The organism is Mycolicibacterium stellerae, assembly GCF_003719305.1.
Classification (GTDB): Bacteria; Actinomycetota; Actinomycetes; order Mycobacteriales; family Mycobacteriaceae; genus Mycobacterium; species Mycobacterium stellerae.
The window spans coordinates 87,674-111,232 of record NZ_RARC01000009.1; the positions used below are offsets into that span (position 1 = coordinate 87,674).

The 23,559-nt window shown below is 66.1% G+C and carries 25 protein-coding genes; 12 read left to right on the forward strand and 13 right to left on the reverse strand.

Going from position 1 to position 23,559, the window contains the following annotated elements:
• Nucleotides 1-7 precede the first annotated feature (7 nt).
• From D6M19_RS13800 to dop, 7 genes are all read right to left on the reverse strand, one after another.
• Complete coding sequence (locus D6M19_RS13800) at nucleotides 8-1,171, reverse strand: aromatic ring-hydroxylating oxygenase subunit alpha (RefSeq protein WP_123025789.1); 1,164 nt, start codon at nucleotides 1,169-1,171, stop codon at nucleotides 8-10.
• Nucleotides 1,168-2,301 carry an N-methyl-L-tryptophan oxidase gene (gene solA / locus D6M19_RS13805; RefSeq protein ID WP_123025790.1) on the reverse strand — a complete coding sequence of 378 codons (1,134 nt, stop codon included), beginning with the start codon at nucleotides 2,299-2,301 and terminating at the stop codon, nucleotides 1,168-1,170. The genes D6M19_RS13800 and solA overlap by 4 nt, the downstream gene beginning before the upstream one ends.
• 8 nt (nucleotides 2,302-2,309) lie before the next feature.
• Complete coding sequence (locus D6M19_RS13810) at nucleotides 2,310-4,751, reverse strand: GcvT family protein (protein ID WP_123025791.1); 2,442 nt, start codon at nucleotides 4,749-4,751, stop codon at nucleotides 2,310-2,312.
• 192 nt (nucleotides 4,752-4,943) lie between these two features.
• Nucleotides 4,944-5,672 (reverse strand): proteasome subunit alpha, encoded by a 729-nt coding sequence (gene prcA, locus D6M19_RS13815; protein WP_123025792.1) that lies wholly within the window; start codon nucleotides 5,670-5,672, stop codon nucleotides 4,944-4,946.
• On the reverse strand, nucleotides 5,669-6,577 hold the full coding sequence (gene prcB / locus D6M19_RS13820) for a proteasome subunit beta (protein WP_164478480.1): 909 nt from the start codon (nucleotides 6,575-6,577) through the stop codon (nucleotides 5,669-5,671). The genes prcA and prcB overlap by 4 nt, the downstream gene beginning before the upstream one ends.
• Nucleotides 6,574-6,768, reverse strand: a complete 195-nt coding sequence (locus tag D6M19_RS13825; protein ID WP_046365221.1) for a ubiquitin-like protein Pup — start codon at nucleotides 6,766-6,768, stop codon at nucleotides 6,574-6,576. The genes prcB and D6M19_RS13825 overlap by 4 nt, the downstream gene beginning before the upstream one ends.
• 103 nt (nucleotides 6,769-6,871) lie before the next feature.
• Nucleotides 6,872-8,368, reverse strand: coding sequence for a pup deamidase/depupylase (gene dop / locus D6M19_RS13830; RefSeq protein ID WP_123025794.1), 1,497 nt, complete (start codon nucleotides 8,366-8,368; stop codon nucleotides 6,872-6,874).
• A gap of 39 nt (nucleotides 8,369-8,407) precedes the next feature.
• On the opposite strand from dop, the gene D6M19_RS13835 reads away from it, so the two are divergent.
• From D6M19_RS13835 to D6M19_RS13845, 3 genes are all read left to right on the forward strand, one after another.
• Nucleotides 8,408-9,574 (forward strand): hypothetical protein, encoded by a 1,167-nt coding sequence (locus tag D6M19_RS13835; protein WP_123025795.1) that lies wholly within the window; start codon nucleotides 8,408-8,410, stop codon nucleotides 9,572-9,574.
• A gap of 108 nt (nucleotides 9,575-9,682) precedes the next feature.
• The gene (locus tag D6M19_RS13840; RefSeq protein WP_123025796.1) at nucleotides 9,683-10,318 is read left to right on the forward strand and encodes a porin MspA; all 636 of its coding nucleotides are present in this window, start codon (nucleotides 9,683-9,685) and stop codon (nucleotides 10,316-10,318) included.
• Nucleotides 10,319-10,327: 9 nt separating this feature from the next.
• Nucleotides 10,328-11,017: a response regulator transcription factor gene (locus D6M19_RS13845; RefSeq protein ID WP_123025797.1), complete on the forward strand. Its 690-nt coding sequence runs from the start codon at nucleotides 10,328-10,330 to the stop codon at nucleotides 11,015-11,017.
• Here the strand turns inward: D6M19_RS13845 and D6M19_RS13850 are convergent.
• The gene (locus D6M19_RS13850) at nucleotides 10,978-12,360 is read right to left on the reverse strand and encodes a sensor histidine kinase (protein ID WP_123025899.1); all 1,383 of its coding nucleotides are present in this window, start codon (nucleotides 12,358-12,360) and stop codon (nucleotides 10,978-10,980) included. The genes D6M19_RS13845 and D6M19_RS13850 overlap by 40 nt on opposite strands.
• Before the next feature lie 49 nt (nucleotides 12,361-12,409).
• Between D6M19_RS13850 and D6M19_RS13855 the strand changes: the two genes are divergently transcribed.
• Complete coding sequence (locus D6M19_RS13855) at nucleotides 12,410-13,579, forward strand: hypothetical protein (RefSeq protein WP_123025798.1); 1,170 nt, start codon at nucleotides 12,410-12,412, stop codon at nucleotides 13,577-13,579.
• Here D6M19_RS13855 and D6M19_RS13860 read toward each other — a convergent pair.
• Both D6M19_RS13860 and arc read right to left on the reverse strand, forming a co-directional pair.
• Nucleotides 13,565-14,191 (reverse strand): hypothetical protein, encoded by a 627-nt coding sequence (locus tag D6M19_RS13860; RefSeq protein WP_206428522.1) that lies wholly within the window; start codon nucleotides 14,189-14,191, stop codon nucleotides 13,565-13,567. The genes D6M19_RS13855 and D6M19_RS13860 overlap by 15 nt on opposite strands.
• Nucleotides 14,192-14,293: 102 nt before the next feature.
• Nucleotides 14,294-16,114 (reverse strand): proteasome ATPase, encoded by a 1,821-nt coding sequence (arc, locus tag D6M19_RS13865; protein ID WP_123025799.1) that lies wholly within the window; start codon nucleotides 16,112-16,114, stop codon nucleotides 14,294-14,296.
• Between the two features lie 147 nt (nucleotides 16,115-16,261).
• On the opposite strand from arc, the gene D6M19_RS13870 reads away from it, so the two are divergent.
• The 3 genes from D6M19_RS13870 to D6M19_RS13880 are packed head-to-tail and all read left to right on the forward strand — an operon-like array spanning nucleotide 16,262 to nucleotide 17,595.
• Nucleotides 16,262-16,750, forward strand: a complete 489-nt coding sequence (locus D6M19_RS13870; RefSeq protein WP_123025800.1) for an MTB12 family secreted protein — start codon at nucleotides 16,262-16,264, stop codon at nucleotides 16,748-16,750.
• A 13-nt stretch (nucleotides 16,751-16,763) separates the two neighbouring features.
• On the forward strand, nucleotides 16,764-17,288 hold the full coding sequence (locus tag D6M19_RS13875) for a lipoprotein LppK (protein WP_123025801.1): 525 nt from the start codon (nucleotides 16,764-16,766) through the stop codon (nucleotides 17,286-17,288).
• A gap of 10 nt (nucleotides 17,289-17,298) precedes the next feature.
• Nucleotides 17,299-17,595 (forward strand): DUF503 domain-containing protein, encoded by a 297-nt coding sequence (locus D6M19_RS13880; protein WP_123025802.1) that lies wholly within the window; start codon nucleotides 17,299-17,301, stop codon nucleotides 17,593-17,595.
• Here D6M19_RS13880 and D6M19_RS13885 read toward each other — a convergent pair.
• Nucleotides 17,592-18,428 (reverse strand): tRNA (adenine-N1)-methyltransferase, encoded by an 837-nt coding sequence (locus tag D6M19_RS13885; protein WP_123025803.1) that lies wholly within the window; start codon nucleotides 18,426-18,428, stop codon nucleotides 17,592-17,594. The two genes, D6M19_RS13880 and D6M19_RS13885, sit on opposite strands and share 4 nt — an antisense overlap.
• Before the next feature lie 75 nt (nucleotides 18,429-18,503).
• Between D6M19_RS13885 and D6M19_RS13890 the strand changes: the two genes are divergently transcribed.
• Genes D6M19_RS13890 through D6M19_RS13910 form a run of 5 tightly spaced genes read left to right on the forward strand, consistent with a single transcriptional unit; the run spans nucleotide 18,504 to nucleotide 21,702 of the window.
• Nucleotides 18,504-19,403 (forward strand): RecB family exonuclease, encoded by a 900-nt coding sequence (locus tag D6M19_RS13890; RefSeq protein ID WP_123025804.1) that lies wholly within the window; start codon nucleotides 18,504-18,506, stop codon nucleotides 19,401-19,403.
• Nucleotides 19,400-20,206: a thioesterase family protein gene (locus D6M19_RS13895; protein ID WP_123025805.1), complete on the forward strand. Its 807-nt coding sequence runs from the start codon at nucleotides 19,400-19,402 to the stop codon at nucleotides 20,204-20,206. The genes D6M19_RS13890 and D6M19_RS13895 overlap by 4 nt, the downstream gene beginning before the upstream one ends.
• A 37-nt stretch (nucleotides 20,207-20,243) precedes the next feature.
• Nucleotides 20,244-20,561, forward strand: coding sequence for an ArsR/SmtB family transcription factor (locus tag D6M19_RS13900; protein ID WP_123025806.1), 318 nt, complete (start codon nucleotides 20,244-20,246; stop codon nucleotides 20,559-20,561).
• Nucleotides 20,558-21,070: an SRPBCC family protein gene (locus D6M19_RS13905; RefSeq protein ID WP_123025807.1), complete on the forward strand. Its 513-nt coding sequence runs from the start codon at nucleotides 20,558-20,560 to the stop codon at nucleotides 21,068-21,070. Before D6M19_RS13900 ends, D6M19_RS13905 begins: the two co-directional genes overlap by 4 nt.
• Complete coding sequence (locus D6M19_RS13910) at nucleotides 21,067-21,702, forward strand: flavodoxin family protein (protein ID WP_206428523.1); 636 nt, start codon at nucleotides 21,067-21,069, stop codon at nucleotides 21,700-21,702. The genes D6M19_RS13905 and D6M19_RS13910 overlap by 4 nt, the downstream gene beginning before the upstream one ends.
• Here the strand turns inward: D6M19_RS13910 and D6M19_RS13915 are convergent.
• Both D6M19_RS13915 and D6M19_RS13920 read right to left on the reverse strand, forming a co-directional pair.
• Complete coding sequence (locus tag D6M19_RS13915; protein WP_123025808.1) at nucleotides 21,647-23,032, reverse strand: FAD-containing oxidoreductase; 1,386 nt, start codon at nucleotides 23,030-23,032, stop codon at nucleotides 21,647-21,649. The two genes, D6M19_RS13910 and D6M19_RS13915, sit on opposite strands and share 56 nt — an antisense overlap.
• Entirely contained in the window at nucleotides 23,033-23,533 is a 501-nt protein-coding gene (locus D6M19_RS13920) for a DUF4126 family protein (RefSeq protein WP_123025809.1), read from the reverse strand.
• Between the last annotated feature and the right edge of the window lie 26 nt (nucleotides 23,534-23,559).

The following is a 23,559-nucleotide window of genomic DNA, read 5'->3' on the forward strand; positions in this document are numbered from 1 at the left end:
GGCGACATCAGGCGCCGAGACGGGACACTACCCACTCGTGGAACTCCGCGATGTGGTGTTCGGCAGGTACGAGCACCCCACCTTTGCGATAGGCGCGAGAGGACATCGAGGGCTGGGTTCGCTCGCACGCCTCGAAATCCTGCTCGTTGACCCGGTGGAACAGTTCGACCGAGTTTGAAACGTCGCGACCGGAGGACACCACATCGCCGGTGTAGAGCCAGTCGCATTCGACGATGGTCCGCGACGCCGACATCGGGAACATCCGGTGGAAGATGATGTGGTCAGGAACGAGGTTGATGAACACCGCCGGCTTGACGGTGATCGCGTAGTAGCGGCGATCCTGCTCCTCGGTGATGCCCGGAAGGCGGTCAAAGCCCGCGGTGCCGTCGACCGTGAAACCGGCTACCTGCGATCCGAATTCGGCGCCGAGGCCGATATTTGCCTGGGCGGCAACACCCTTGGCGAACTCGGGCAACACACCGACGAGCTCGGGATGAATCGAGCTGCAGTGGTAGCACTCCATGAAGTTCTCGACGATCAGCTTCCAGTTGGCCGCCACGTCGTAGACGACGCGATGGCCGACGTCAAGGCCGCCGATGCCGTAACGGTTGATGGCGTCGGAATCGCCGAGTGTTCTGGTCGTTTCGGCGATCACGTCCTCGAACGGCGGCGGGGTGTCGGACAAACACACCCATGCGTAGCCGAGCCATTCGGTCAGCGCGACGGGAACAAGGCCGTATCGGTAGCGGTCGATCGCCGCGCCGGACTCGTCGGTCAGCGATGCGATGTTGGGCGCGGCCATCAGCTTGCCGTCCAGCGCATACGTCCACGAGTGGTAGGGACAACGAATGCTGCGTTTGACCTCGCCCTCGGGCTCGGTGCACAGCTGGGCGCCGCGGTGACGGCAGACGTTCAGGAACGCCCGCAACAGTCCGTCGCGGCCACGCACCAGCAGCACGCTTTCGCGGCCGACCTGGACCTTCTTGAACTTGCCGGGTGAGGCGAGGTCGGATGACCGCACCGCGCAGAACCAGGCGTTCTCGAAGATGTGTTCCTGCTCGCGGGCAAATACGGCGTCGCTGACGTAGTAATCGCCTGCCAGGGTCTGACGCAGCGCCGGGGGTGGATCGATGGCTGGCGGGTCAAGGAGGGGTGGGTGTTCTGGAGTCATGTCGTCACCAGTCGCTTGGGGTCGAACAACGAGATGGGATGGCCGGTAACACCGTCGATGGCGAGGTCGGCGAGGATCTCCCCGACGATGGGGACGAACTTGAAGCCGTGACCCGAGAAGCCGCACGCCACCGTGATGTTCTGGGAGTCCGGGTGCCGGGCGATGACGAAATGCTCGTCGGGCGTATTGGAGTACATGCACGTCGCCGAGTGCAGGCACGGCCCGTCGAGCGCGGGCACCACCTGACCTACCCGATGCCGCATCTCGGTGATCTCCTGGTCGTGCACGGTCCGGTCGATGGTCTCCGGTGTGCAGACGATGCCCTTGCGGAAGAAGGCCACCTTCACGCCACCGCCGGGCCCGTCGATCGCGGGGAAACCGTATGCCTGCATGCCGGTGGCGTCTTCGTGGATCCAGATCGGATGGTTTTCGAACGGCGTTGTGCCGCCGCGCGGGTCGAACCAGTACAGCACCTGCCGTTCGATGGTGATCGGGATGCCGAACTCGGCTAGCAGCGCGGGAGCCCATGCGCCCGGGCAGATGACGAGTTGTCCGGCGGTGTAGGTGCCGCGCGCCGTGGTGACGCTTACGCCACCGCCCGTCTCACTCCACTCGATGACCGGCTCACCGAAATGTAGCTCAGCCCCGGCGTTTTCGGCGAGGTTGAGGTGCGCCTGGACTGTCATCTCCGGTCGCGCGAAGCCTGCCTTGGCTTCGTAGAGTGCGATGTCGCCGGGATACGGTGTGACAGTCGGAAAGCGGCGCCGGATCTCCGAAGCGTCGAGCATCTCGTGCGCCAGGTCCCAAACCTGGCTGGCCCGTTGGCTTCCCGCGACCGTCACGGCATCCGACGGGCCCATGAACAGGCCGCCGGTCAGTCGGTAGACCTCGAGTCCGGTGTCGGTGGCGAGCTGGTCCCACAGTTCGTAGGCCCGCAGCAGCAGCGGCACATACGCCGGGTCCTCGAAGTAGGACTGCCGGATGATGCGTGAGCCGCCGTGGCTTGATCCCTTGTCGTGTGCCGGGGTGAACTTCTCCAGGCCCAGCACGCGCTGACCCCTTGCGGCCAGGTGGTACGCGGCGGCGCTGCCCATCCCGCCGAGACCGATGACGATGACGTCGTATCCCATTGCGTGCGTTACCTCTTGATCCGCGCCATCTCGGGATCGACGACCGGTTCGGCCGCCACGGTGGCCGCAAACCGGGTGCCGCGATAGTCGACGGTCACATCGTCTCCCACCCCGGTTTCGGCGGGCAGCCAGGCGTAGGCGATGGTGCGGCCGACCGTCGGCGAATACCCGGCGCTGGTCACATATCCCACACATCGGTCATCGACGAAGACCGGTTCCTTGCCGAGTGCGACGGCGGTCGGGTCGTCGAAGACGATGCTGCGCAGGAACTTCTGCGGCGCGGCCGCCCGTTCCAGCGCCGCCCTGCCGATGAAGTCATCCTTGGCCATCTTCACCGCGAATTCCACACCCGCGGCGGCGGGCTGATGCTCGGCGGTCATGTCGGTCCCCCACAGCCGGTAGGCCTTCTCGATACGCAGGCTGTTGAACGCGATCCGCCCCGCGGCGATCACCTCATGGGGTCGACCGGCGTCGAAGAGCAGATCCCACAGCGCGGCACCGTATTCGGCGCTGGTGTATATCTCCCAACCCAACTCGCCGACATAGGACACCCGCAGCATCGTGACAGGGATCGCGCCGAGGTAGGTCTGCAGTGCGCGGAAGTATTTGAACTTCTCGTGTGACAGGTCGTCGGGGCACAGCGGCGCCACCATGTCGCGGGCCCGCGGACCCCACACTCCCACGCAGCAGGTGCCGCCGGTGATGTCGCGAAGCGTCACATCGTCGGGCAGGTGGCGGTGCAACCAGTCAAAATCCATCGGTCCGTTGACGGCGACCTGGAACCTGGTTTCGGCGAGTCGGGCGACGGTGATGTCGCTTCGGATCCCACCGCTTTCGTCGAGCAGCATCGTGTAGGTGACCGAGCCGACGCTCTTGTCGACGTTGTTGGTGGACATCCGCTGTAGGAATGCCGCCGCTCCTGCGCCTGCGATCTCGTAGCGGGTCAGCGGGGTCATGTCGTACATCGCGACCCGTTCACGGGTCCACTGCGCCTCGGCGATCGAGATCGGCGACCAGAACCGCGACGACCAGTCGTCGCGCTCCGGGAACGGCAGCCCATCGTTGCGAAGCCGTTGCGCCAGTTCGGCGTTCGCCTCGAACCATGCGGGCCGTTCCCAGCCCGCGCCCTCGTAGAAGAAGGCGCCGAGCTGCTTCTGCCGGTCGTAGAACGGACTGGTGCGCAGGCCGCGCAGCGCCTCACGGAACTGGTAGGGGTGAATGATGTCGTAGACCTCGACGAAGGCCTGCGAGCTGGTCTGCATGATGAACTCGGGGCTGCGGGCCACGTCCTCGAACCGGTAGAGGTCGCATTCGTGCACGTCGATCGACGGAGTGCCGTCGACGATCCATTCCGCTGTCGCCTTGGCGACACCGGCGGAGTGTGTCACCCACACCGCCTCGGCCACCCAGAACCCGCTCAGATCGCGGTGCTCACCCATGATCGAGAGGCCGTCGGGGGTGAACGAGAAGATGCCGTTGAACGCCTCTTCGACCTTGGAATCACCAAGGGCCGGAATGAGTTCGGCGGCGGCAGACCAGGCGGGTGCGAAGTCTTCTTCGGTGAACGGCAGCATCGAGGGCATCGGCTCACCGGCGGTATCGGCCATCAGCGTGGACATGTCGACCGGCATCGGCCGGTGGCTGTAGGAGCCGATACCGAGGCGGTCGACGTGCTCGCGGAAATACACGTCCTGGTCCTGATGGCGCAGTATCGGCAGGCCGGCCTCCGACTGCTCGGTGTTGCGGCCGACTAGTGCGGCGATCTGTCCGGTGCGGGCGTACTGGTGGGCCATCGGCACCAACGGGACGACGAGGCCGACCTGCTTGGCCAGCTGGGCGCCCCAGAATCCCGCCGCGCACACCACGATGTCGGCGTCGACCACACCATCGGTCGTACGGACACCGGCCACCCTGCCGCCCTTGTCGATGATTCCGACGACCTCGGTGTGCGGAACGAACCTGGCGCCGCGGGCAGTGGCGCGTGCGGCCTGGGCTTCGACGGCGCGCACGGCCTTTGCCAGCCCGTCGGCGGGCGTGTGAAAGCCGCCGAGCACGCGATCGGCGTCGATCAGCGGATGCATCTGTACGCATTCGGCGCGGCTCAGCAGCCGGCCCTCGATCCCCCATGCCGCCGCCCAGCCTGCCTTGCGGTGCAGGTCGGCCATGCGCTCGGGGGTGGTGGCCACCTCGAGACCGCCGACCTGATTGAAGACCCAGCCGTCGCGGTGTTCCAACGAGCAGAACTTCTCGATCGTGTAGCCGGCGAACGCGCTCATCGTCTTCGACGGGTTGGTCGCAAAGACCAGACCCGGCGCATGTGAGGACGAACCACCCGTGGTGAACAGCGGGCCCCGGTCAAGCACCGTCAGGTCGGTGTACCCGCGTGCGGTGAGCTCGTCGGCAAGGGCCGCTCCGACGACCCCGGCGCCGATGACGACGACTTTTGGCATGAATGAGCCGATCCTTGGACTGTTGCTCATGGCGCAACGCGTTGTGCAGTGCGCAACATATCGTCCCTCGGCGGACATGCGACGTCAACCGGGACACGCGGAATACGGCGCCGAGCCTGCTGGGAGATCGCGATCTCGACGCGTCACTCGATCTGTGCGCAGTCTCGGGGAAGGCCGGACGGCGTCAGCGACCTATTCGGCCGCGGCTTCGGACCCTTCGTCGGACGGCAGCACCGCGTCCAGCGCGGGACCGACGATGCGCCGGAAAGCCCGCCGGGGGCGATTCACGTCGAGGATGGCGACCTCGAGCGTGTCGGGCCCGAGGCTGCGGGTCTCGGAACCGTTGCCACCCCCCTTGAGGGCCTCGACGGCGATCTTCACCGCCTCGGAGAGCTTGGTGTTCTCCGCGTAGGACTCTTTGAGCTTCTCGATGATCGGTTCGGTCGTGCCGCCCATCACCACGAAATGGGGTTCGTCGGCGATCGAGCCGTCATAGGTGATGCGGTAGAGCTCCGGCGCCTTGGTCTCGCCGAAGTGCGCCACCTCGGCCACACACAACTCGACCTCGTAGGGCTTGGCCTGCTCGGTGAATATCGTGCCGAGCGTCTGCGCATACACATTCGCCAGCTGGCGGCCGGTGACGTCACGCCTGTCGTAGGCGTAGCCGCGGGTGTCGGCGAACTGGATGCCGCCGCGGCGCAGGTTGTCGAATTCGTTGAACCTGCCGACCGCGGCGAACCCCACCCGGTCGTACAGCTCGCTGACCTTCTGCAGCGAGCGCGATGGGTTCTCGGCGACGAACAGCACGCCGGAGTCGTATGCGAGCACCACCACGCTGCGACCGCGCGCAATACCCTTACGGGCGAGCTCCGAGCGCTCGCGCATCGCCTGCTCTGGCGAGATGAAATACGGAAAGCTCACGAGTCGCCCCGCGCATCGGTCGACGGTCCGGAGGTGTGGCGGAATGTGTCCTCACCGGAGCGACTTTCGATGACCTCACGAGCCAGGGCGGCGATCCGTTCCTCGGAAACCTCCTCGGCGCCATCGGCTCCCAGCGTCACCGCGGTCGGGTAGATGCCACGGACCAGGTCCGGTCCACCGGTCGCGGAGTCGTCGTCGGCGGCGTCGTACAGTCCCTCGATCGCCACCCGGAGCGCCGAATCGGCGTCGGCCACCTGGGAGTACAGCTTCTTGATGGAGGACTTGGCGAAGATCGAGCCGGACCCGACGGACTGATAGCCCTCTTCCTCGAAATTCCAGCCACCGGCCGCGTCGAACGACACGATCCGCCCCGCGGCCTGCGGGTTCGGATCGTCGAGGTCGTAGCCGGCAAGCAACGGCAGCGCGACGAAGCCCTGCAGTGCCGCACCGAGATTGCCCCGCACCATGGTCGCCAATCGGTTCACCTTGCCGGGGAAAGTCAGCGGCACACCCTCGACCTTCTCGTAGTGCTCGAGTTCGACGGCGTAGAGGCGGGCGAACTCGACGGCGATCGCCGCAGTGCCCGCGATGCCCGTCGCGGTGTAGTCGTCGGTGATGTACACCTTTTTCACGTCACGGCTGGCGATCATATTGCCCTGCGTCGCGCGGCGGTCGCCGGCCATCACCACGCCGCCGGGATACGTCAGCGCGACGATCGTGGTGCCGTGTGGCAGCGCGTCACCCGCTGCGACGGTCTGATGCTGCGACCCGGTTCTGTTCATGGGCAGAAGTTCTGGCGCCTGACGCCGCAGCAGTTCAGAAAAGGACGACAGGCTTACCGGTACTGAAGGTGCTCCGGGAAGGGGCGATGGGAAGTGCAGCTGATCGCGTTGCGGCCAGCTCACTGGCCACCCTTCTGGACGTACGCACGCACGAAGTCCTCGGCGTTCTCCTCGAGAACGTCGTCGATCTCGTCGAGCAGATCGTCGGTCTCCTCGGTCAGCTTCTCGCGACGCTCCTGCCCGGCGGCCGTGCTGCCGGTGAGGTCGTCGTCCTCGCCGCCACCACCACCACGCTTGGTCTGCTCCTGAGCCATCGCTGCCTCCACCCATCGTCTAAGCCTTGCTGGCGGGCTGTGTCGCCGCCCGTCGGTTCCTCCACACTACCGTTCGGTGGCCGGATTGCCTGGGATAGCGGGGCTAGTTGGTGAGCTGTTCTACCAATTCGGCAGCGCTGTCCACGGAGTCCAGCAGCGCTCCGACATGGGCTTTGCTGCCCCGTAACGGCTCGAGGGTTGGAATCCGGACGAGCGAATCGCCGCCGAGGTCGAAGATGACCGAGTCCCAGCTGGCCGCGGCGATGTCGGCGCCGAAGCGGCGAAGGCACTCGCCACGGAAGTATGCGCGGGTGTCCGTCGGCGGGTTGTCGACGGCGTCGAGCACCTGCTGTTCGGTGACCAGGCGCTTCATCGACCCGCGCGCGACCAGCCGGTTGTAGAGCCCCTTGTCGAGACGCACATCGGAGTACTGCAGGTCGACCAGGTGCAGGCGCGGCGCCGACCAGTTGAGGTTCTCTCGGCTGCGGAAACCTTCGAACAGCCGGAGTTTCGCAGGCCAGTCCAGGATCTCGGCGCATTCCATCGGGTCCCGCTCCAGCAGATCGAGCACGTTCGCCCAGGTCGCCACGACGTCGGCGGCACGCGGGTCGGGGTCGCGGCTGTCCACCAGCTTGGCCACCCGGTCGAGGTAAATCCGTTGCAGCGCAAGGGCAGTCAGCTCCCGGCCGTCTGCCAGCGCAACGGTGGCACGCAGCGACGGGTCGCGGCTGACGACATGCACGGCGTGCACGGGCCTGGCAAGGGCCAGGTCGGTGAGGTCGATGCCTTCTTCGATCAGGTCGAGCACCAGCGACGTCGTACCGAGCTTGAGATAGGTGGAGGTCTCGGCGAGGTTCGCGTCACCGATGATGACGTGCAGCCGCCGGTACTTGTCGGCGTCGGCGTGCGGCTCGTCGCGGGTGTTGATGATGCCGCGCTTGAGTGTGGTCTCCAGACCGACCTCGACCTCGATGTAGTCGGAGCGCTGCGACAGCTGGAAGCCCGGTTCGTCGCCCGATGGGCCGATGCCCACCCGGCCTGAGCCGGTGATCACCTGGCGGGATACCAAGAATGGCGTCAGACCCGCGATCACGGCCGAAAACGGCGTCTGGCGCGACATCAAGTAGTTCTCGTGCGAACCGTATGACGCGCCCTTGCCGTCCACGTTGTTCTTGTAGAGCTGCAGCTTCGCCGCCCCAGGCACGCTGGCCACGTGGCGCGCCGCGGCCTCCATCACCCGCTCACCCGCCTTGTCCCAGATGACCGCGTCCATCGGGTCGGTGCACTCGGGCGCCGAATACTCCGGATGCGCGTGGTCGACGTACAGCCGCGCGCCGTTGGTCAGGATCATGTTGGCCGCGCCGACCTCGTCGGCGTCGACCACCGGTGGCGGGCCCGCAGACCGGCTCAGGTCGAAGCCTCGAGCGTCGCGCAGCGGCGATTCCACCTCGTAGTCCCACCGGGTGCGCTTCGCACGCTGAATGCCCGCGGCGGCCGCATAGGCCAGCACGGCCTGCGTCGACGTCAGGATCGGATTCGCGGTCGGGTCGGACGGCGAGGAGATGCCGTACTCGACCTCGGTCCCGATAATCCGTTGCATATCCCCAGACTAGGGGACGTGTCGAAGTAGCCTGCGACCGTGCCACCGGAGCAGCAGAAGACAACTCCCGCGCAACGGCGCGCTGCCGACCGCTGGTTCCTCGAGCGAGGACTGCCCGCTGTGCTCCGGCCTGGCGCATTGGTGCGGCGACTGTGGCCGCGCTGTGCGCCCGCGTTGGCGGCGTTCGCGGTGTGCATGGCCAACTCCATCCTCGTCGTGCTGGTCACCGGCAAGCACACGATCGACATCAACGGGGAGCCAACCCGCACAGAGTGGTTCGTCCTGGCGCTGCTGATACTGGTACTCCCTGTCGCGGCGACGGTCGGTTGGCTCGTCTCGCGTATCCGCAGTGCGCGCACCCGCACGGTGGTGTCGGCGGTGTCTGTCGGCGTGGCGATCGCCGCGGGCGTGCTCGGTGGCCCGAGCGCGCGAGTGCTGACAAATTTGGTGTTCGAGGGCATCGTGATCGTCGTCGCGTTGGCGCTCACCGCATGCGGCGTCGGGTCCATCCTGGGGTGGGGTCTGCGCACCGCCATGGAAAACGTCGCATCGGTCGGCGCGCTCTTCGTGCGCGCGCTGCCTGTCGTCCTGCTCACCGTCCTGGTCTTCTTCAATACGTACGTGTGGTCGATGTCGTCGACCATCAGTCGCGGCAGGCTATGGCTGGCCCTGATATTTCTCGCCATGATCGCGACCGCGTTCATCACGTCGGCGACAGTGGAACGGGTGCGCCCGATGTTGGCGGGAGACCGCCAATCCTCAGACGACAACGTCCGATTGACCGGCACGCCCTTCGAGAAAATGCCCCACCCGGCGGCCGGCTATCCGTTGTCCAGGACGGAGCGAATCAACGTGGTGTTCGTGCTCGCCACATCGCAGGTGCTTCAGGTCGGATTGGTGGCCATCGTCGCCGGTCTGATCTTCTTCGTGCTCGGTCTGATCCTGCTGAGCCCGCAACTGCTGGCGCAGTGGACACGAAACGGTCCGAGCGACGGGCAGATCCTGGGGATGACGCTGCCCGTCCCGCAGGCGCTGATTCAGATCAGCATGTTCCTTGCCGCGATGACGTTCATGTACGTCAGCGCGCGGGCCGTCGGCGACAAGGACTATCGAGCCCGCTTCCTTGACCCGCTCATCGACGATCTCCGGCTAACCCTGGTGGCGCGCAGCCGCTACCGTGCCGCGGTTTCGGGCATCGGTTCGTAACCCGTTCTTAGCGATTTCACAGCGACCTCTTGTCAGGGTCGCATGCCTGCAGATCAACGACGAACTGACAGTGCACTTTTCATGGGTGGACAACAGCTTAGGGAGAACATGTTGGTAATCGGTCGGATGGTCGTAGCGATGGTGTTGGCGGTCGCGGCTCTTTTTTCGAGCAGCGCTACCTCACACGCAGGACTGGACAACGAGCTGAGCCTGGTTGACGGTCAGGATCGGACGTTGACGATCCAGCAGTGGGATACCTTCCTCAACGGCGTGTTTCCGCTGGACCGCAACCGGCTGACCCGTGAGTGGTTCCACTCGGGTCGCGCCAAGTACATCGTCTCGGGTCCTGGCGCCGACGAATTCGAGGGCACGCTGGAGCTGGGCTACCAGATCGGCTTCCCCTGGTCGCTGGGCGTTGGCATCAACTTCAGCTACACCACCCCCAACATCCTGCTCGACGACGTCTCGCTGTTCCCGGTGTTCAACCCGTTGGGCTCGGTCATCACGCCCAACCTGTTCCCCGGTGTGTCGATCAGCGCTGACCTGGGCAACGGCCCCGGCATCCAAGAGGTTGCGACCTTCTCGGTTGACGTGGCAGGCCCGGCAAACGGTGTGGCGGTCTCCAACGCGCACGGCACCGTGACCGGTGCGGCCGGCGGCGTGCTGCTGCGTCCGTTCGCCCGTCTGATCTCGTCGGCCGGTGACAGCGTCACCACCTACGGCGAACCGTGGGATATGGCGTAGTTTCGCGCCATGAGGGTGCTGATCGTCGAGGACGAGGAACGACTCGCCTCGACGCTCGCCATCGGACTGCGCGCCGAGGGTTTCCTCGTCGTGCACGTGTCCAATGGCGTCGATGGGCTGTGGCAGGCCGCGGAGAACGACTTCGACGTCATCGTGTTGGACATCATGTTGCCGGGCTTGAACGGCTACGAGGTGCTTCGCAGGCTGCGGGCGCGCAAGGTGTGGACGCCGGTGCTGATGTTGACGGCCAAGGATGGTGACTACGACCAGACCGACGCCTTCGACCTCGGCGCCGACGACTACCTGACCAAACCGTTCTCCTTCATCGTGCTCGTCGCGCGGCTTCGGGCGCTCGTGCGTCGTGGGGCACCGCAACGGCCCGCGGTCCTGACAGCAGGCACGTTGACGCTCGACCCCGCGCGGCGGGTGGTCGAACGGGCCGCCAAGGTGATTCGGTTGACACCGAGGGAATACGGGCTCCTGGAATTCCTGATGCGCCACAAGGACACCGTCGTCACGAAAACCGAGATTCTGCAGAGCGTTTGGGATGCGCACTACAGCGGACCGGACAACGTCGTAGAGGTATACGTCGGCTATGTCCGCCGCAAAATCGATATCCCCTTCGGCACCAACACCATCGAGACGATCCGCGGCGTCGGTTACCGACTCGAGTCGGGCGCATACGCCAACGGCAACTGAACCGTCACCCGTGCGCCGCCGCCAGGTCGGTCGCTGATCGCGACACTGCCTTGGTGTGCCGCAACGATTTCCCGCACAATCGCCAGACCAAGACCGGCACCGCCGGCACTCCGCGAGCGGTTTGCGTCGAGCCGGACGAAGCGACCGAAGACCCGGTCCCGGTCCTGCGGCGCGATGCCGGGACCGTCGTCGTCGACGATGAGCACCGCGTGCTGACCGCACGCATGTGCGCCGACTGAAACCTCGGAGGCAGCGTGTCTCGCCGCATTATCGAGCAGGTTACGCAACATCCGCGACAACCGGACCGCGTCGCCGACAAGACGCGTCGGCGTCACATCGGCCGTGATGTTCAAAGACGCATGACGACAAAGCCTTTGCACTTCCGATGCCACCAGGTCGTCCAGGTCGACGTCGTCGTGGGCCATGGTCAGCCCGCGCTCGTCGGCACGGGCCAGCAGAAGAAGGTCATCGATGAGGGCCTGCATCCGGTGCGCCTCGGGGATCAGCGTGGTCTCCGCCAGCTCGCTGTTCAGCAGCTCGGGGTGCGTGACGGCGACCTCCAACGCCGAGATGATCGTGGTGAGCGGGCTGCGCAGCTCGTGTGACGCGTCGCCGACGAACCGCTGCTGAGCGGAATGGCCCGCCTCGATGCGGGTCAGCATCTCGTTCATGGTGAGCGCCAAAGCCGATATCTCGTCCCGCTTCTCGGGCACCGGCACCCGCTCGGTCAGATCCGACGTGCTGATCTCGGCGACCCGCGACCGGATGTCGTCGACCGAGCGCATCGACCGCGACACCAGCATGTAGGTGACCGCCGCGGACACCAGAACGACGATCGGGGCCGCCACCGCAAGGGCGATCACGACGGCTTTCACCGTCGCGAAGACGACCTGGCTGCCCTCTGCCACCAGCACGGTGTAGCGGCCGCCGGGACCGTCCACCGTCTGCGCGCTGAACCGGATCTGACCGTAGGGCGACTCGTGCTCGGGCAAGCCGATGTGCAGCCCGTCGCCGATCTCGGAGATGGGCACCATCGGCGTGTCCGGCGCGGAGGGCGAGCGCCGGACGACGCTGCCGTCCGGCTTGATGACCTGCACGGCGAGGATCCGCTGGTCGGTGCCGAGCAGCCCGGGATCGAGGCCCGCCGCCCCACCGGCCTGCAGATCCGCCGCGACTTCGCCGACGCGCGCGGCTGCGGTGCTGTCGATTCCGGACAGCATCGATCGATACAGCACCGCGGCGAGTATCGCGCCCGCCGCGGTGAGGGCGACGAACACGACGGTGGCTGCCACCAGAGCCGAGCGCGCGGATATACCCCAACTCCACGGCCGTCGTCGACGCATCGGCACCAGTCCACCATTCGCACTGGAATTTCGCCATCTCTCGCGCACAATGTTTGCCGTGCCGAATATGCGCGAGGTGAATCAGTGGTTTCTGCATCGCGGGTTGCCGCTGGTGTTGACCCGTCGGGTGCGGTCGCGCGCGCTGATCGAGCGGTCGGCACCGGTGGTCAGTGGCGTCGGCGCCGTCATCTCGCTGACGATGATGCTCGCCGAGTTGACCGGCGGCGACCCCGACTACGGCAATGTGATTCGGCTCGGGGTGCTCACCCTGCTGCTGATCGCCGCCCCGGTCGCGTTGTATCTGTTGCACCAGAGTGGCACCACGCTGGGCAAGGCGGGCAGGCGCTCGGCGGCCCTTCTGGTGATGGCGCTCTTCGTGTTCGGGCTTCCGTTCGCCGACAGCGGTTTCTCCGGGTTCGCCGCCGCCGAGATCTTCGGGTTCGCGCTCGTGGCGCTGCTGGCGGTATGGCTGACCTACCTCGGCTTCGGGGCTATCGCGTTGTGGGCGTTCCGGTACGCACTGGTGCAGGTTGGCGCGTTGGGCACCCTGATGAGCCGTGCGCTGCCACTGCTGATGCTGACCGTCGTGGTGTATTTCACCGGTGAGCTGTGGCAGCTGGCCGCTCGGATGACCCGCCAAAGGCTATGGCAGACAGTCGGATTCCTTGCCATCGTGGCAATCGTATTCATGGTCACCACGATTCGCGACGAGGTGCATGCGCTGCGCGACGATCGGGCCGAACAACACGACCCCGCCAAGCTGCTTGCGGGCACACCGCTGGAACCCGAAGCGGGTCATCAGCCGACCCGCACACCCCTGTCGATAGCCGAGCAGATCAACGTGGTCGCCGTGATGGTGGTGTCACAGGCGATCCAGGTGGTGTTCTTCACCGCTGGTCTGTTCGCGTTCTTCCTCGCGCTGGGCATCATCGCCATTCCTGACGACGTTACCGTGTTGTGGTCCGCCGAAGAAACCTGCCGTGTCGGCCAACCGCCATGCGCGGGAACATGGTTCGGCGTTCACATCCCGATACCGCAGACCGTGGTGCACACATCGCTGTTCGTCGCGGTGCTCTCCGGGCTGTACTTCACCGTGAGCACAAGCGTCGACCCGCTGTACCGGCAGCGATTCTTTGACCCGCTGGTGTCCGATGTGGCGACCAGCCTGGCAGGCCGCGACGCCTATCGCGAGATCGAAACGGCTTCACGCCTGCAATGAGTAGCTGTTCGCAAGGTCGTCCTGCGTGACGCACGCGTCGTGCCCCGTGGTGTCCACGACGACCGCAGAACTCGGCGTGCGCGCCTGGTAGCTCCATTCCGGGGGCAGCGACAGGCGATTCGCGAGGCCGGGTAGGTCGCGAAGTGACAGCGCCGGATCAACTGTCTGGCTGTAGGTCTGCATGACCCAGCGCCTGCCGTCTGGATCGAGGAGTTCGTAGATCTCCCGGCCGGCGTCGAAGGTGAACACCGCCTTGCGGTCCACCTTGTTCTCGCTGTACGGCGCCGGGTTCATCGAGCTGAGCTGCACGGTGGCCTGTCGATTCATCTCGAGGCCACCGAACATCTTGCGCACCATCGTCTCCGGATCCTTCTTGCCGATGCTGCTCATCAACCAGTAGCGGGGTCCGTTCATCAGTGCTGCGACGGCGTCGTTCTCGTCGGCGATGGCCTTCGCGTCCAGCTTGTCCCAGAGCTCGGCGGGACAGTCGTTGAGCGGGAAGGTGTTGTATACCGTCGCTGTCGGTCCGGCGTCGCCGACATGCACAAGCAGCACCTCGCCGTAGCGCTTGCCGAATACGCCGTCGATCACCGCGATGTCGTCATCGGACATGACGCGACGGTAGCTCCCCAAACTCCGCGAGCGACCCCTTTTGCACGCCTCGAGTCGGCGTGTCGCCGTACAAACAGGGGCGCTCGCGGTGCGCAGGCGCTCCTACAGGTACTGACCCAGGTTGGACTCGGTGTCGATGGCCCGTGAAGCACTCGAAGACTTGCCGGTGACCAGCGTGCGGATGTAGACGATCCGCTCGCCCTTCTTGCCCGAGATCCGCGCCCAGTCATCGGGATTGGTGGTGTTTGGCAGGTCCTCGTTCTCGGCGAATTCGTCCACGATCGAGTCGAGCAGATGCTGGATGCGCAGGCCTGGCTGCCCGGTTTCCAGCACCGACTTGATCGCGTTCTTCTTGGCGCGGTCCACCACGTTCTGGATCATCGCCCCGGAGTTGAAGTCCTTGAAGTACATGACTTCCTTGTCACCGTTGGCGTAGGTGACCTCCAGGAACCGGTTGTCGTCGATCTCGGCGTACATCCGGTCGACGACCTTCTCGATCATCGCCTTGATGCAGAGCCCGCGGTCACGGCCGAACTCGGCGAGATCGTCGGCGTGGATCGGCAGGTCCTCGGTGAGGTACTTGCTGTAGATGTCCTGGGCCGCTTCGGCGTCAGGGCGCTCGATCTTGATCTTGACGTCCAGCCGGCCGGGCCGCAGGATCGCGGGGTCGATCATGTCCTCGCGGTTGGACGCGCCGATCACGATGACGTTCTCCAGGCCCTCGACACCGTCGATCTCCGACAGCAGCTGCGGGACCACGGTGGTCTCGACGTCGGAGCTGACGCCCGTGCCGCGGGTGCGGAAGATCGAGTCCATCTCGTCGAAGAACACGATCACCGGGGTGCCCTCGGACGCCTTCTCTCGGGCCCGCTGGAAGATCAGCCGGATGTGACGCTCGGTCTCACCGACGAACTTGTTGAGCAGCTCGGGGCCCTTGATGTTGAGGAAGTAGGACTTCGCCTCGCGGGCGTCGTCGCCTCGCACCTCGGCCATCTTCTTGGCCAGCGAATTGGCCACGGCCTTGGCGATCAGCGTCTTTCCGCAACCAGGAGGCCCGTACAGCAGCACGCCCTTCGGCGGTCGCAGCGAGTACTCCCGGTAGAGCTCCTTGTGCAGGAACGGCAGCTCGACGGCGTCGCGGATCTGCTCGATCTGGCGACCAAGGCCACCGATGTCGCTGTAGCTGACGTCGGGCACCTCTTCCAGCACCAGGTCCTCGACCTCGGCCTTGGGGATGCGCTCGAACGCGTAGCCGGCCTTGGTGTCGACGAGCAGCGAGTCGCCGGGCCGCAGCTTGCGTGGCCGCAGGTCGTCGTCGCGATCGTCGTCGTAACGGTCGGGAAGGTCGGCGGTGGCCACCAGGGGCTCGGCCAGCCAGACGATGCGTTCCTCGTCGGCGTGACCCACCACGAGCGCGCGGTGTCCGTCGGCAAGAATTTCGCGCAGGGTGGAGATTTCTCCGACCGACTCGAATTTTCCGGCCTCCACGACCGTCAGCGCCTCGTTGAGACGGACCGTCTGACCCTGCTTCAATACCTTCGTATCGATGTTCGGCGAGCACGTCAGCCGCATCTTGCGGCCGGAGGTGAAGACGTCGACGGTGTCGTCCTCGTGGACGCCGAGCAGCACGCCGTAGCCACTCGGTGGCTGACCGAGCCGGTCCACCTCCTCGCGCAGCGCAAGCAACTGCTGGCGGGCTTCCTTGAGGGTCTCCATCAGCTTGGAGTTCCTGGCAGCGAGCGAATCGATCCTCGCCTCCAGCTGGTGCACATCACGGGCGCTACGGAGGCCACTTTGCGGTCCTACCGCGTTCTCCAGCTGCTCGCGCAATACCGCTGCCTCTCGACGGAGCTCCTCCAGCTCGGCCGCTTCATCGCTGGACATCGGTGTCCCGTAGGATTCAGAACGCTCTGACTCGCTCATGTTGCGCTCCCTCCCTGCACCCGTAGTTGGTGCAGTAACAACTTCAACGCTACCGGCGATTCAGCCTTTGTGTGCGGTGTAGGGATTCGACACACCAGCAACACTTGTTAACCTGAAGCTCGACTCGGTCCAATCGAAAGGACAGCCGTGATCCTGAAAACCCTCGTAACCGGCGTTGCAGCTGCCGCCGTCGTCGGCGGCGCAGCTGCGGGTGTGACGTCGGTTGCATCCGGCACCATCACCGCCTCACCGGCCGTAGCGCCGGTCGTGTGGGACATTCCCATGCCTGCCACGCCCGCGCCTGATCTGATCGGTCCGCTGACCCAGACCGTCAACACCCTTGGCTCCGGCGGCTCGTTTGCCGGCAAGTCCTCCTACATCCAGGGCCTTGGCCGGTTCACCGGTAAGGGCGTCGAGGTCAAGTACAACGACGCCGTCGCCAAGGGCTACCTGCCCCTGACCGCCACCGTCGACGAGCCCGACCTCAATGGCAACTTGGCCACCGCAAACGTCACGGCGACCCTGAGCACCGGCGAGGTCCGTTCGATGCCGCTGACCTTCGTGCAGGGCCCGAGCCCCACCGGTTGGCAGCTGTCGAGCCAGTCACTGTTCGCCCTCGGCGACTTGGTGGGCTGAGTTCACTTTCCAGGTGCCTAGCCGTACCGCATTCCTGAGCGCCGTCACCGCACTGGTGGCGGCGTTCGGGCTTTGCGGGTGCAGCAGCGACGCGCCACCGGCCGCTGAACCGCCTGCGGCGGCGACCGCGACGACGTCCGTCGTACCGCCCGTCTCTTCTCCGCTTCCTCCACCCCAGGCGCTCACCGATGTGCTGGCCCGGCTGTCGGATCCCGCCGTGCCGGGCGCCGACAAGATCGGCCTCGTGGAGTTGGCGACCGCCGACGACGCCTCGGCGTTGGACAAGTTCGGCAAGGCGCTTGCCGACAACGGCGCCCTGCCGCTGACGTTCGAAGCCGTCGACCTGAAGTGGTCGGATTCCGAGGCGGGAAACGTCGTGGCGACCATCAACGTGACGACCGCCAACAAGCCGCCAGGCAAGTTCAGCTTTCCCATGGAGTTCAAGCCCGTCCGCGACGGATGGCAGCTGACCCGTAAGACCGCCAATCTGCTTCTCGAATTCGGCGAAGGGGCGACCGCCACCTCGCCTCCTCCGTGACCATGACCGTATGTGGATCGGCTGGCTGGAGTTCGACCTGTTGCTCGGGGATGTCCATTCGCTCAAACAGAAGCGGTCGGCTGTGCGCCCGGTGATCGCCGAACTGCAACGGCGGTTCGGCGTTTCCGCGGCGGAGACCGGATCGGCTCAGCTGCACCGTCGCGCCGGCGTCGGGTTGGCCGTCGTATCGGGTGACCGATCGCACGTCGTGGACGTGCTCGACGCCGCCGAGCGCTTGGTCGCCGGCCGGCCGGAAATGGATCTGCTGTCGGCGCGGCGTGGATTGCGGCGCAGCGACGACGACTAGAGCTGCTTCTTGCGTCGCACCGGCATCGGGGCGACGGCACCGGGGGCCAGCTTTCGCGCGCTGATCAGAAATGCGGTGTGCCCGCGCATGCTCTGCTGGGGGCGCACGGCCAGGCCGACGACGTGCCAGCCACGCTGCATCGTTTCCCACGCCCGCGGTTCGGTCCAGCACTGCTGCTCGCGCATCGCCTCGACGGTGCGCGACAGCTGGGTCACCGTCGCGACGTACACGACCAGCACGCCGCCGGGGACCAATGCGTCGGCGATCCTGCCAAGCACCTCCCATGGCGCAAGCATGTCCAGCACGACCCGGTCCACCTCGGGTCCGCTGTAATCGGCGACGTCGGCGATGACCAGGTCCCAGTTCTCGGGCATCGCGCCGAAGAAAGTTGCGACGTTGCGCGAAGCATGCTCGGCGTGGTCGTCACGCACGTCGTAGGACACCACCCGGCCTTCGGGCCCGACGGCACGCAGCAACGAGCACGTCATCGCCCCCGACCCCGCGCCGGCCTCGAGCACCCTGGCGCCGGGGAAGATGTCGCCCTCGTGCACGATCTGGGCCGCGTCCTTCGGGTAGATCACCTGAGCGCCGCGGGGCATCGACATCACGTAGTCGACGAGCAGCGGGCGCAGGACCAGGAAGGGATCGCCGTTGGCTGACTTGACCACGCTGCCCTCAGGCAGCCCGATCACGGCGTCGTGGGCGATCGCTCCGCGATGGGTGTGGAACTCCCCACCGGGGGTGAGCACGACGGTGTAGTGCCGACCCCTGACGTCGGTGAGCTGCACGCGATCGTCAGCGGCGAACGGACCCGTCGGGGCTTTGCCTGGCACAGCCCATCAGCCTGCCAGCAGACGCGCCGACGCACGTGCCCGGGGTTGTCGGGCCGGAGCCATAAGCTGCCCGTTATGGACCAGCAAGAGGTCCCGTCTCAGCCAACGGAGCATCGAAGGCCCGCGCTGTCACCTTCGCGGGCCAGCGACTTCAAGCAGTGCCCGCTGCTCTACCGGTTCCGCGCCATCGACCGGCTGCCCGAACCGCATTCGACCGCACAGCTGCGCGGGTCGGTGGTGCACGCCGCTCTCGAGCAGCTCTACGCGCTGCCTGCGCCGGATCGTGTCCCCGCGACCGCGCGCTCCCTGGTCGGCCCCGCGTGGGACCGCATCGTCGCCGCCCAGCCCGATGTCGCCGACGACATTGATCCCGCTGTCCGGGCGGAGCTGCTCGAGGAAGCCAGGACACTGCTGTCCGGCTACTACCGGCTGGAGGACCCGACGCGGTTCGACCCGCAAAGCTGCGAGCAACGCGTCGAGGTGGAGCTCGCCGACGGCACCCTGCTTCGCGGTTTCGTCGACCGGATCGATGTCGCCCCAACGGGTGAGATGCGGGTCGTCGACTACAAGACCGGCAAGGCGCCGCCGGAGGCGCGGGCGCTGGCCGAGTTCAAGGCGATGTTCCAGATGAAGTTCTACGCCGTCGCACTGCTGCGGTCGCGCGGCGTGCTACCCGCGCGGCTACGGCTGCTGTATCTCGCCGACGGCCAGGTGCTCGACTACTCCCCCGACCTCGATGAGCTGGAGCGGTTCGAGAAAACGTTGATCGCGATCTGGCGGGCCATTCAATCTGCCGGTGCCACAGGCGATTTCCGGCCGCATCCGTCACGGATGTGCGACTGGTGCGCCCACCACGCACACTGCCCGGTGTTCGGCGGGACGCCACCGCCGTACCCGGGCTGGCCGGAACACCCCACCGAAGGCGACGAACCCGGTGATGACGTGGTGCTGTACTCCGCGGAGCCCGCTGCGTGAGCGGCCCTCACTACCGTCGGCTCGGCGCCGACGGCGAAGCGCAGCGCTTCGAGTCCACCGACTACACCAGAAGCAACTGGGATCCCGAGATCCAACACGGTTCGCCGCCGCTGGCTCTGATGACGAAGCTGATCGAGGAGCTCGCCGGTGACGCCCCGATGCGCATCGGCCGGGTGTCGATGGACATACTCGGCGCGATCCCCGTCGCGCCGGTCCGGGTTCGGGCCTGGGTGCAACGTCCGGGCAGCCGCATCACCCTGCTGGCGGCCGAGATGGTGGCCTCGGGTCCCGGCGGTTCCGAGCGCGCGGTCGCCCGCGCTTCGGCCTGGCTACTGGCCACCAGCGACACCGCCGACGTCGCCGCCGACCGCTTTCCGCCACTGACCGAAGGCGATGCGGATCCGGTGCCGCACAGCTGGGAGGGCGCAACCGGCTACCTGGAGGTGGTCAGTTGGCGCAGGCAACGCGAGCTCGACAACGGGTCGGCGGTGGTGTGGATGAGTCCGCTCGCACACCTGGTGGATACCGAGGACATGACTCCGATGCAACGGCTCGCACTGGTGGTGGACTGCGCCAACGGCGCAGGCGCGGCACTCGATCCCGCAGCCTTCGTCTTCATGAACACCGACACCGCCATGCACCTGCACCGGGTGCCCGTCGGAAACGACTTCGCGCTGCGGGCCTGCGGCTCGATCGGACCCGACGGCATCGGCGCCACCACCGCCGAGATCTTCGACCGGCAGGGGTTCATCGGGACCTGTGCGCAGACACTGTTCGTTCAGCGGCGCACTTTGTCTATATAGTCTTGCGTCTATATAGACAAAGTGCAATACTCGGCTCATGGACGTATTCGAGGCCGTCGCCGAGCCCAGCAGGCGCGCCCTGCTCGACGCGCTCACCCGAGGCGAGCGAACGGCGGGCGAACTCGTCGCCACGTTGCCGGGGCTGACCCAGCCGACGGTGTCCCGCCACCTGCGGGTGCTCCGCGAAGTCGGGCTGGTCGAGGTGCGGCCGGACGCCCAACGCCGGATATACGCGCTGCGCGCCGACGGGCTTGTCGAGATCGACGAGTGGATCGACCGATACCGGCGCTACTGGGCCGATCATCTCGACGCGCTGGAGCGCCACCTGGAATCCAAGCAGCGGGACGCGAAATGACCGGGCGCGAAGGACGACTGAGCGTCTCGGGCGACCGCGCGGTGTTGACCTTCGAGCGGCGACTCCCCTACCCAGTCGAGGTGGTGTGGTCGGCGATCACCGATCCCGACGAGCGCGCGCAATGGTTCGGCGAGACATCCATCGACGCCCGCGAGGGCGGCACCATCGACATGGTCGCCACGGGTCCGCCGTTGCCCGTCGAGAAGAAGCGGATGACCGGTCGCATCCTGGTGTGGGATCCCCCGCGCGTGCTCGAACACGAGTGGACGCAGGCCATCGTCGAAGACAGCGTAGTGCGCTACGAACTGCATGCAGACGGCGAAGGAACCTTGTTGCGCTTCATCCATCGTGGGCTCGGCCCAAGGAACGCGACCGGTTTCCGGGCCGGAACGCACGCGTTCCTCGACCGTCTGGAGGCCTACCTTGCAGGCGACGAGCTACCCGACTGGGCGATCAGGCGCCAAGAAATCGTTAGAGCACATCAGGCACGTGAGGAGCAGAAACAATGACAGTCAACGGATCTCATATCGCGGCGCCCGCGCTCGCCATCGCCTACCACTCGGGCTTCGGCCACACGGCGATGCTGGCCGACGCCGTCGCCGCAGGCGCACGGGATGGCGGCGCACATGTCACGGTCATCGCCGTCGACACGATGACCGACGACGACTGGGACACCCTCGACGGCGCCGACGCAATCGTGTTCGGCAGTGCGACGTACATGGGCAACGTATCGGCGGCATTCCAGGCGTTCGCCGAACAGACCGGACGACGGTGTCAGAACGGCACCTGGCGCGACAAGGTGTCGGCAGGCTTTACGAACTCCGGCGGAAAGGCCGGCGACAAGATGCATACGCTGACATCGCTGGCCGTGTTCGCCGCCCAGCACCACATGCATTGGGTGAGCCTGGGATTGGGTGCTGGCTGGAACTCCTCGGCAGGCAGCGAGAATGACCTCAACAGGCTGAGTTTCTTCCTCGGCGCAGGGGCGCAGACCGATGTCGACGCCGGCCCGGATCGGGTGCATCCCTCCGATGTCGCGACCTGCCGCCACCTCGGTCGGCGCGTCGCGATGGTCACTCGGCAGCTCAACCTGGGTCGAGCGGTTGCATCTCCTGCAGCATCGTGGGCACCAGCTCGCTGACCGTCGGGTGGATGTGCATCGTTCGGGAGATCGAGGTGTAGGGGTCCTTCGCCGACATGATGTCGAGGATGGAGTGGATCACCTCGTCTCCGCCGACGCCAAGGATCGCGGCCCCGAGAATCTCGTTGGTCTCGGCGTCGACGACCACCTTCATGAAGCCCTGCGTCTCGCCCTTTTCGACGGCGCGCCCGACCCGTGTCATCGGTCGCTTGCCCACCAACGCTTTTCGGCCTGACGCGCGCACCTGGTCGACGGTCAGACCGGCGCGGCCGAGTGGCGGGTCGATGTAGAGCGCGTAGGTGGGCACACGGTCGCTGATCCGCCGCGGGTCGTTGTCGAGCAGGTTGGCGGCCACGATCTCGAAGTCGTTGTACGAAGTGTGGGTGAACGCCCCCTTGCCGTTGCAGTCGCCCATCGCCCAGATGTGCTCGACGTTCGTCCGGCACTGGTCGTCGACGACGATATTGCCGCGCGAATCGGTCTCCACCCCGGCGTTCTCCAGACCGAGATCGTCGGTGTTGGGCCGTCGCCCGATCGCGATCAGCAGGTGGGAGCCGGCGATGGGATCGGCGCCCTCGCGCGGCGTCACCTCGAAACCGTTGTCCCGCTTGCGAAACGAGATGGCAGTCGCATCGAACTCGATAGCGATGCCCTCCTTCTCGAGGATCTCCTTGATGGCGGCCGATACGTCTTCGTCCTCGCGCGATGTCAACCGCGGACCCTTTTCGATGACGGTGACTTTGGCGCCGAAACGCCGGTACATCTGCGCAAACTCTAGCGCGATATAGCTGCCACCGATGATGACGAGATGTTCCGGCAGCGTGTCCAGATCGAGGATTCCGACGTTGGTCATGTAGTCGATGTCAGAAAGCCCCGGCATATCCGGCACCACCGCACGGCCGCCGACGTTCAGGAAGATCTTGCCCGCCTGCAGAACCTGGCCGTCGACCGCAATGGTGTGCGGATCGGTGAAACGCGCATGCCCGCGGATCAGCGTGCAGTTGTCCATCCCCTCGAGCCACGACTCGACGCCGGCCCGGTCGTCAGTCATGATCTTGTCCTTGCGCGCCTTGACCTTCGTCATGTCCACGCTGACATCGCCTGTGCCGATGCCGTATTCAGCACCGCGCCGAGCGGTTTGGGCCGCGTGGGCGCTCGCGACGAGTGTTTTCGTCGGGATACAGCCGGAGTTCACGCAGGTGCCGCCGACGAGTTTGCGTTCGATCACCGCAACCGTGTGTCCCGCGGCGGTCAGCCTGCCCGCCAGTGGCGGGCCCGCCTGGCCGGCACCGACGATGACCACATCGAATTTCTGTGGCGTGGTTGCCATTCAGATGACCGATGCCAGTGCGACAACTGCGAAACCGCCGACGATCGCGATGGCATCCTCGACGAGCGCGACCGGCAGATCGCGTCCGCCGGTGCGCGCCACCAGCCGCTGGCGCGCTTCGGCACCGCCGAGGGTGCCGATGACGGCGCCGATCAGCGCCGCACCGACGGCGCCGACCACGACCCACGCCGTCGGGTTCAGAACGGCGCCTGTGGCAAGGACTGCGCCGGCGAACGCGCCGGTGAACAGCCGTGCTCCGAACTGCTGAGGCACCCGTCGGCTCGGTGTGCTCGGCAATTGGTCGGTGACCAACTCGCCGAGCGCAAGGATGGTCAACACCGTCACCGTGATCGGGTGCGCCACCCAATGTGCCCAGGTGCCGTCGAGGACAATCCAGCCGAGAGCGCCCGCCCATGCCACCACCGCGGGCGCGGTCAGCGCGCGCAGACCGGCCACCACACCGAGCAGCAGAGCCAGCAGCAGAACCAGGAAATACGTCATGCGAACCTCCGGACCGGTGAAAATGT

Excerpts from the sequence above, each read along its gene's own strand:
- D6M19_RS13800 (WP_123025789.1), bottom strand. The coding sequence starts at position 1,171 with ATGACTCCAGAACACCCACCCCTCCTTGACCCGCCAGCCATCGATCCA.
- D6M19_RS13905 (WP_123025807.1), top strand. The coding sequence starts at position 20,558 with ATGACCGGGCGCGAAGGACGACTGAGCGTCTCGGGCGACCGCGCGGTG.
- D6M19_RS13855 (WP_123025798.1), top strand. The coding sequence starts at position 12,410 with ATGTTTGCCGTGCCGAATATGCGCGAGGTGAATCAGTGGTTTCTGCAT.
- D6M19_RS13860 (WP_206428522.1), bottom strand. The coding sequence starts at position 14,191 with ATGTCCGATGACGACATCGCGGTGATCGACGGCGTATTCGGCAAGCGC.
- D6M19_RS13825 (WP_046365221.1), bottom strand. The coding sequence starts at position 6,768 with ATGGCTCAGGAGCAGACCAAGCGTGGTGGTGGTGGCGGCGAGGACGAC.
- D6M19_RS13840 (WP_123025796.1), top strand. The coding sequence starts at position 9,683 with ATGTTGGTAATCGGTCGGATGGTCGTAGCGATGGTGTTGGCGGTCGCG.
- D6M19_RS13900 (WP_123025806.1), top strand. The coding sequence starts at position 20,244 with ATGGACGTATTCGAGGCCGTCGCCGAGCCCAGCAGGCGCGCCCTGCTC.
- D6M19_RS13850 (WP_123025899.1), bottom strand. The coding sequence starts at position 12,360 with ATGCGTCGACGACGGCCGTGGAGTTGGGGTATATCCGCGCGCTCGGCT.
- D6M19_RS13910 (WP_206428523.1), top strand. The coding sequence starts at position 21,067 with ATGACAGTCAACGGATCTCATATCGCGGCGCCCGCGCTCGCCATCGCC.
- D6M19_RS13880 (WP_123025802.1), top strand. The coding sequence starts at position 17,299 with ATGTGGATCGGCTGGCTGGAGTTCGACCTGTTGCTCGGGGATGTCCAT.
- solA (WP_123025790.1), bottom strand. The coding sequence starts at position 2,301 with ATGGGATACGACGTCATCGTCATCGGTCTCGGCGGGATGGGCAGCGCC.
- D6M19_RS13920 (WP_123025809.1), bottom strand. The coding sequence starts at position 23,533 with ATGACGTATTTCCTGGTTCTGCTGCTGGCTCTGCTGCTCGGTGTGGTG.
- D6M19_RS13845 (WP_123025797.1), top strand. The coding sequence starts at position 10,328 with ATGAGGGTGCTGATCGTCGAGGACGAGGAACGACTCGCCTCGACGCTC.
- arc (WP_123025799.1), bottom strand. The coding sequence starts at position 16,114 with ATGAGCGAGTCAGAGCGTTCTGAATCCTACGGGACACCGATGTCCAGC.
- dop (WP_123025794.1), bottom strand. The coding sequence starts at position 8,368 with ATGCAACGGATTATCGGGACCGAGGTCGAGTACGGCATCTCCTCGCCG.
- D6M19_RS13810 (WP_123025791.1), bottom strand. The coding sequence starts at position 4,751 with ATGCCAAAAGTCGTCGTCATCGGCGCCGGGGTCGTCGGAGCGGCCCTT.
- D6M19_RS13890 (WP_123025804.1), top strand. The coding sequence starts at position 18,504 with ATGGACCAGCAAGAGGTCCCGTCTCAGCCAACGGAGCATCGAAGGCCC.
- D6M19_RS13915 (WP_123025808.1), bottom strand. The coding sequence starts at position 23,032 with ATGGCAACCACGCCACAGAAATTCGATGTGGTCATCGTCGGTGCCGGC.